The organism is Lactobacillus sp. A27, assembly GCF_016742815.1.
In the GTDB taxonomy this organism is placed as follows: domain Bacteria; phylum Bacillota; class Bacilli; order Lactobacillales; family Lactobacillaceae; genus Lactobacillus; species Lactobacillus gallinarum.
On sequence record NZ_JAEHNT010000020.1, the window covers coordinates 38,242 to 45,418 of the forward strand.

The 7,177-nt window shown below is 38.7% G+C and carries 4 protein-coding genes and 2 pseudogenes; 5 read left to right on the forward strand and 1 reads right to left on the reverse strand.

Annotated features, from left to right (window positions below):
- Nucleotides 1-4: 4 nt before the first annotated feature.
- Both JEM49_RS04205 and JEM49_RS04210 read left to right on the forward strand, forming a co-directional pair.
- Nucleotides 5-976, forward strand: coding sequence for a Gfo/Idh/MocA family protein (locus JEM49_RS04205; protein ID WP_201873780.1), 972 nt, complete (start codon nucleotides 5-7; stop codon nucleotides 974-976).
- Complete coding sequence (locus JEM49_RS04210; RefSeq protein WP_201873782.1) at nucleotides 969-1,679, forward strand: GntR family transcriptional regulator; 711 nt, start codon at nucleotides 969-971, stop codon at nucleotides 1,677-1,679. The genes JEM49_RS04205 and JEM49_RS04210 overlap by 8 nt, the downstream gene beginning before the upstream one ends.
- 172 nt (nucleotides 1,680-1,851) lie before the next feature.
- Here JEM49_RS04210 and JEM49_RS04215 read toward each other — a convergent pair.
- Nucleotides 1,852-2,271, reverse strand: a pseudogene (locus tag JEM49_RS04215) (IS982 family transposase); the annotation flags it as partial.
- Nucleotides 2,272-2,376: 105 nt separating this feature from the next.
- Here JEM49_RS04215 and JEM49_RS10790 point away from each other — a divergent pair.
- The 3 genes and pseudogenes from JEM49_RS10790 to JEM49_RS04225 all read left to right on the forward strand — a co-directional run.
- Nucleotides 2,377-2,478: pseudogene (locus tag JEM49_RS10790) on the forward strand (mucin-binding protein); the annotation flags it as partial.
- Nucleotides 2,461-2,985, forward strand: coding sequence for an LPXTG cell wall anchor domain-containing protein (locus JEM49_RS10730; RefSeq protein WP_446720524.1), 525 nt, complete (start codon nucleotides 2,461-2,463; stop codon nucleotides 2,983-2,985). The pseudogene JEM49_RS10790 and the gene JEM49_RS10730, both read left to right, overlap by 18 nt.
- A 222-nt stretch (nucleotides 2,986-3,207) precedes the next feature.
- A partial coding sequence (locus tag JEM49_RS04225; RefSeq protein ID WP_201873786.1) for a mucin-binding protein occupies nucleotides 3,208-7,177 on the forward strand: 3,970 nt, incomplete at its 3' end.

A 7,177-nucleotide genomic window follows, 5' to 3' on the forward strand; every position in this document is an offset into this window, starting at 1 on the left:
AAAAATGAAGTTAGGAATCGTTGGTAGTGGCCAGATTGTTCATGATTTTTTATCTGCAAGTAATCAAATGCAGAATGTAGAACTAGTGGCAATTTCTACTTTAGCTAGGTCAAAAAGCGTGGCAGAGGGATTAGCCCAAAAGTATCAAATTAACAAAGTCTACACAGACAATGAGGCAATGTTTGCAGCTAGCAACATTGATACGGTTTATATTGGCGTGCCTAATTCACTGCATTTTTCCATTGCTAAAGAGGCTTTAGCAGCTGGTAAAAATGTTGTTTGTGAAAAGCCATTAGTTGAAACTAGTGAGCAAGTAAAAGAGCTTAAAAAGATAGCGGATGAGCACCATGTGTTGCTGTTTGAAGCCATGACCGTTCTTTATCTTGAAAACTACTTCCACTTAAAAGAAGATCTGGAAAAGATTGGCAAGGTTCATGTTGTAGCTTTAAATTTAACACAGATTTCTAGTCACTATGCGGACTTCTTAGCAGGTGTTCATATTCCTAAGTTTGATCGTAAAATGGGTGGCGGTGCTTTAATGGATATGAATATCTACAACATCAATTTCTGTGTCAGTTTATTTGGTCAGCCAAATCAAATTTCATACTTACCAACAATTCAGCGTGGTACTGACACTTCCGGTATTCTGAATTTAACTTATGATGATAAGCAAGCTAGTTTAATTGCAGCCAAGGATGCAGTTGGACCAACTCGTTCTTATATTGAAGGCGAGAAGGGGTTAATCTACTTTGATGGACCATTAAATGCTCTGCCTGATTATTATGTTCAAATAGGAAAAGAAGAGCCAAAGCATTATAACTTCAATAAGTATGATCACCGCATGATTAGCGAGTTTAATTACTTTGCACGTAAGATCAAAGAGCATGATCAGCAAGCGGCCGATGAAGCTGCAGAGCATAGCTTGAATGCGATTAGCGTATTAGAAAAAGCACAGGAGTTTTTGCCTCATGACTAAGGCGAAGTATCAAGAAATTGAAGAAATTTTGCGTAAGCAGATAACTGATGGCAGTTATCAAACCGGTGATCTGATTCCGAAAGAAGTAGAACTTGCAGCTAAATACGAAGTCTCTCGTCCAACGATTAGTCATGCTGTCCAGGGTTTGGTTAATCAGGGCTACTTAGAACGCCGTAAGCATGTTGGTACAATTGTTAAGCAGACTAAAATTGCCCAGGAATTTACTCATGTCATTCAAAGCTATGATTGTGAAATGAAGCAAAAAGGTTTAACTGCTCAGACTCAAGTTCTTTACTTTAAAAAAGCAAAGTCTACAGAAGAGGTAAGGCAAGCTTTAAAGTTGAAGGCGAACGATGAAGTCTACAAGTTAACGCGTTTACGTTCGGCTGATGGTAGTCCTAATGTAGTAGTGACAACATATTTACCTGTAAAACACTTGGCTAATTTTGAAGAGATCGATTTTTCAATTCAGTCGCTTTATCAAGAATTGAGTAAAAGAAATTTTCCGGTTGTCCATGTGAAGCGAAAATTGGAAGTTAAAGCTGCTAATGAAATGACGGCGGATTTATTAGATATTAAAGAGCAAGATCCGGTATTTTATTTTCATACTTATGGCTATACCAAGAATGAAGTTCCGATTGAGTATTCGATTGCCACATATCGTGGGGATGAGAACTACTTTTTGATTGATTTAAAAAAATAAAGGGGGTAGATGATCGACAATTTTATGCGAAGATCATTACCCTTTTATTTTTAGTAATTTTTATCTAATTAATGTTTGAAACTTCATAACAATACTTTTCTAATTTAGTAAAATCACAACAAAGATTTTTGTGTCTTTCTGGTTCAAAACAAATAAACTTATACGCGTGGTGCTAGTTAAATCGTTCTAGACAATATGCCATATTGTAAGCCAAAACTGCAACTTTAAGCCGTTCTTGAAAACCTGTTAAGCTCCGGGCGCGATTGTTTTCAGCGTTATAGTAGCTAAGCGAGGAAAAATCGCTCTCGATTGTTCTTCTGATAGCTATTGGCTGATGATAGTTATGCTCTTTAGCATCTCGCATGTTTTTGCGGTATGGCGTCCAAAGCTTATAGCCCATTTGTTTTAGCTTAAAAGCTAAATCTTTGTCGAGGTAGCCTTCATCGCCTAAAAGATAATGGTTAGCAGGATGGACGTTGCCCATCAGCTCCGTGGTTTCTTTAGTATCATGTACTGATGCTTTAGTGACTGCGTAATCAAGCAAGTAGCCATCATCACTTACAAAGGCATGAACTTTGAAGCCATAATGGTAGCAAGCCCCATGATGACTATGAAGCTACGCCATTGATCTTCACTAAGACAGGAACTAGAAACCTTGTAACTGGGCAGGAAGGTGTAACTTGGACAAAGATTCGGTAAAGTTGTATCCCCAGAGATTCCAGGATATACTCCAGATCAAGCCGTGGTACCTGCAGTTGAAGTGGATCATGGTGCTCATGATGTGGTAAGAACAGTAACTTATAGTAAAAACGTTGAACCACAAGAGCCAACAACTCCACCAGATGATAATCCAACAGGGCCAAAGGATAGTCCAGAAAATCCTGAAACGCCTCAGAAACCTGAAGAGCCGCAAAAGCAAAATCCAGAAGTTCCTAACAAAGACTCTAAACATTTAATTGAGCATAAGTCACGTAAAGTGGAGAATAATGATAAGAAGGAGAAAGTAAGAACAGTAGCTAAAAAGCATTTGACCAGTTCAAATAGACCAGCTAAGGCCGAAACATCTAACAGAAGTAACGGGCCTAAGTCTGAATTGTTAATGAAGAGGATTAAGTCAAATAATGTTCCTAATTCTATGGTTAATAATTCTCATAGTACAGCTATAGATAATAAGGCTAAAACTAATGGAGAAACTTTACCACAGACTGGTGAAAAGAGTAGTAAGATTGGTATTATTCTAGGGTTATTGACTATATCGCTAGCAAGTTTGTTTGAACTTGGTAAAAAGGACAGAAAAGAGGATTAAGTAATTTAATTAGAATGAAAGATTCACTTGATTAGAAGAAGCATTCCTACAGATGAGAAATCTGTAGGAATGCTTTTTTATTACCATCAAGCAAAAATTGTTATTTCACTCTTTTTCAGAATTTCTAAGTATATTTTATTAATCTCTGGTAGTACAATAATCGTATAAGACATAAGATAAAATTGAGGACAATATCTTTGTTATTTTTAGGGAGTGATAGAGATGCGTGAGAGGAAAAATCATTATTCTATTAGAAAATTAACAATTGGAGTTGCAAGTGTCTTAATTGGGATTAGTTTTTTCGGGATCAAAGCTGATACAGTTCAAGCGGAAACCAGCAATTCTAATGAATCAATTTCTCAAGAGAGTGAACAAACTAACGCCAATACTTCTGAGTCGGCTCAAGATGAGACGATTACTATTAAACCAGCTACTACAGAAAGACAAGATGCTGATAAGCCGCTCGTCGTAGAAGCCAAGGCAGCTAAGACAGATCTAAATAGTAACAGTTTATATGCAGCTCGCACTGTCAAACAAGACAGTGAAAGCAAAGTGAAGACGCCTGTTACTGAAACACAAGAAACCAAATTGACTGCTGATAGTCCGTCTAATTCTACTACCAGCAATGTGCAAGAAGATAGAACTGATGCAGCTGCTAACCGAGATAAAATTGGCAAAGAGGCTCCATCTGCGAGTGCTACTTTTGGCAAAAACAGTACATTAACTATTGATCATGGTCAGCTCGATGAAAAGCAAAAGACTGCTAAATTAACTATGAATTCAGCCGACTTTCAAGCTGGTGACACTTATACTATTACCATTCCTAAGAAGGGTGGCCTGAGTTTAGGAACAACCGATGTAGCAGTTTTGGCTCCTGTTTTTGGGAAGACTACTTTTACTGAAACTATCGATTATTACAAGATCGAAGATCATTTCATTAATGGTGGCACTATTACTCAAAACATTAATCTGCATTATGATCAGAATATAAATCCCTTAGCCTCGATGACTAATACGATTACAATTGATACTACGGGTTCTGCAGAAAATCATGCCAGCTTGAAGGTTACCGCAATCGGTAAAGAGCCTGAATTAAGCGCAGATTTAGTTCATGTTCCCCAACCTATCATTAACGGACAAGAATTTACGACCCGTCCTGCTTTGACCTTGGGGACACCACTGAAGGACTTTAATCAAGTTGATCTGAACTTAGCCTTGGACAAGAATTACAAGTTAACTAATATTACTTTGAACGATGAAGATCGGTCATTAGTTCTAACCCCTGATCAATTAACGATTGACGCCAATAATGTAGCTCATATCGTGTTAAATGAAGAACAGATCACTAGCTTATTAAAGGGGCAGTCAAATCACTTTAACTTTAAGATAACCGGCCACTTCGATATTCCGGCAAGTGATTTTGTTAATAAGAAGTATCATGCTAAGTTCTTAGATAAAGATAAATCAACTATTTCGGGTACGATAGTTAATGTGACTACTAAGCCTAGCCATATAGGGACCATTACCGGTACAGGCATTGATGACTTAACGATTTATCCAACTGTGAAAGATATTGATTGGGCGGCCACGGTAAATTATTTAACGGAATATACTGCCCATGATAAAGATAATCCAGGCAAGGACACTAGTGGAGTTATGGTTGTTGATGGCAAGGCAAGTTCTACTACTGATATGCATTACTTTACGCTCAGCAATCAATCGACGTTGGATATAACAGATGCTAACCTAACCGTTGACCTGCCTGATGGATATAATGTTCCGGCAACTTTAACTTTGTCAGAGAATACAATCTATCAAGATCAAGATCAAGATCCAGATAATATTAATTTTATCGTTAGCTACGTTGATGGTACTTCCGCAGTGATTACCCCTGACCAATTTGGCAATACTTTAACATTTCACGTAACTCCGAATAAGAAAATCAGATCATTGAACGTACGAATAGCCCAATGGAATCCAGATGTTGAATATGATCTGTCATCTAAGCACGGCACTTATTCCAAGACCTACGCTAATGGCAAACCAGTACTAGTTGGCGATCTTTTGACTACCAAAACGACTTTGTCTTCACCTAGTTTTAATGGTGAAGTGATGATGCCAATGACAACGGTCATTGATCGGCTGGTTAATAAAGTTAAGGAAGGCACATTTACCGCTGTATATCCAGCTCATCAGACCAGTACGGTGCCCGGCGAGAAAAATGCCGGTACCATGACTTATGAAACCTGTGTATCAGCTTATGGCCATCCAATGTTGAAGCATCCAATTACCTATATTATGGTGCCTGATAATGCGGAAGTTGCCGATCTGTCAAAAGTTACAGTTAAATATTCAGGAGCATATGTAGCCTATCAGCCACTATTGACACCAAAGTCAGTGTCTGTAATTACGGTAGATGGTCATCGCTTTATTAAGTGTGACTGTTCTAACTATGACTTGCTAGAAGACGGACTGAATGTGACAGTTCCTTACTCAAATGCTCCAGACGTGCAGAATTCAACTAAGCCAACTGTCTTCTTCACGGTTGCTGATAACCTTAAGAACGGTAATCTGAATGACCCTGATCACACTGTTGCTCAGGCTCTAAAAGGCTTGGTACAAAAAGAAAAGATTGATACTAGCAAAGTTGTTTATAATGGCTCAAAAGCCGGTTACCCAGGTTCTTGGATAATTAATACTGTTGAGGGAATGTCATCTGCCACTATGGTCTCAGGGAATACCTCAGGTATTTCAACTTTAGCTACGCAGGATGTACATGGAATTAATCCAGATCAAATGAAGATCTATGGTTCAATCATCAATGCCACTAATAATCAGGTTGCTAATGCCTACCAGATTATCAACATTCCTGATAGTCAAGATAAGGTTAGTCAATTCACGCCAACGATGTCCGGGCAGGCTAGCTTAATCGATGCCGTCAATGGCACGGATTTATCGAGTGCTGGTGAGTTGCTGTATTCCACTGCGTTGACAGATTTGAATAACGCACAAGCTGCAGCTGCTGATGGGCACTGGCTAACGGCAGATCAGATAACTAATTGGTCCGAGGTCAAGTCAGTCATGCTCAAGTTTGATAGTAAAGCTTTACCAGCAAGGACTTCAGCCCGGGTTGAGATTCCTTTAGTAGATAAAGACATCTATCAACATGTTGGCAAGAGCATTAGCGTTTCAAGTGCTATCTTTAGTGAAAACAAGGCTTCTAGCAATAGCAATTTGCCTAACTTGACTATTTTACCGGGGAAGCCTGCTTCAGCTAAGCTGACGGTGACTGGACAAGCAAAGGTTAACGTCAAGGTGCATTACAAAGATGATCAAGGCAATGATCACTATGTTGATCTGCCAGATCAGGCTAAGACTTATCACGAAGGTCAAGATATTATTATGAAGCCAGAAGACTTCATGACTAAGAATAGCGACTTGACTGATGCTGATCGTATCTTGTTGCCTGCTGGCATAGTAATCAATTGGGCAGCGAGACCAACTATTCAGAACTCAGATGCTCAATATGCAGCTGGTTATCAAAATGGAACAGCTGCTTTTGATCACACTGTTGCTCCAGATTTTGATGGCGATACATTAATCTATGAAGGCGCATTTGCTAAACCAGTAACTGATACACATAAAGTTACGCGGACGATTAAGTTTGTTGATCAAAATGGAAAACCGATTTATCCCGATGTTGCCCAACATTCTATTGAGTTCACCAGATCAGGCTTTGAAGATCCATTTACACATAAGATCGCGTGGGCTGCAATTCCTGGCAGCGATATTTTGCCTCAATATCCAGTACCGAAAATAGATGGCTATACGCCTAATAAGAGTCAGGTTGCACAAGCTACTGTTAAATATGGCGATCCAGATAGTGCTATAACTGTAACGTATAAAGCAAATTCACAGGTAATTAAAGTTAACTTTATCGACGACACTACAGGTGAGACACTTAATAGTAAACCATTATATGGTGTAAGCGATGCAGATGCTAACTACAATACTAAGGCCGATATTAACAATTATGAAAAGCAACATTATGTTTTGGTAAGAGATAGCAGTGATGGACAAGATTTGATTTTTGATCATGATGATCAGGCAATGCAATTATATGATGTCCACTTTACTCACGCTACCAACCCAGATAGTCGTCAAGATACTGTCACTCGTACGATTACCTACA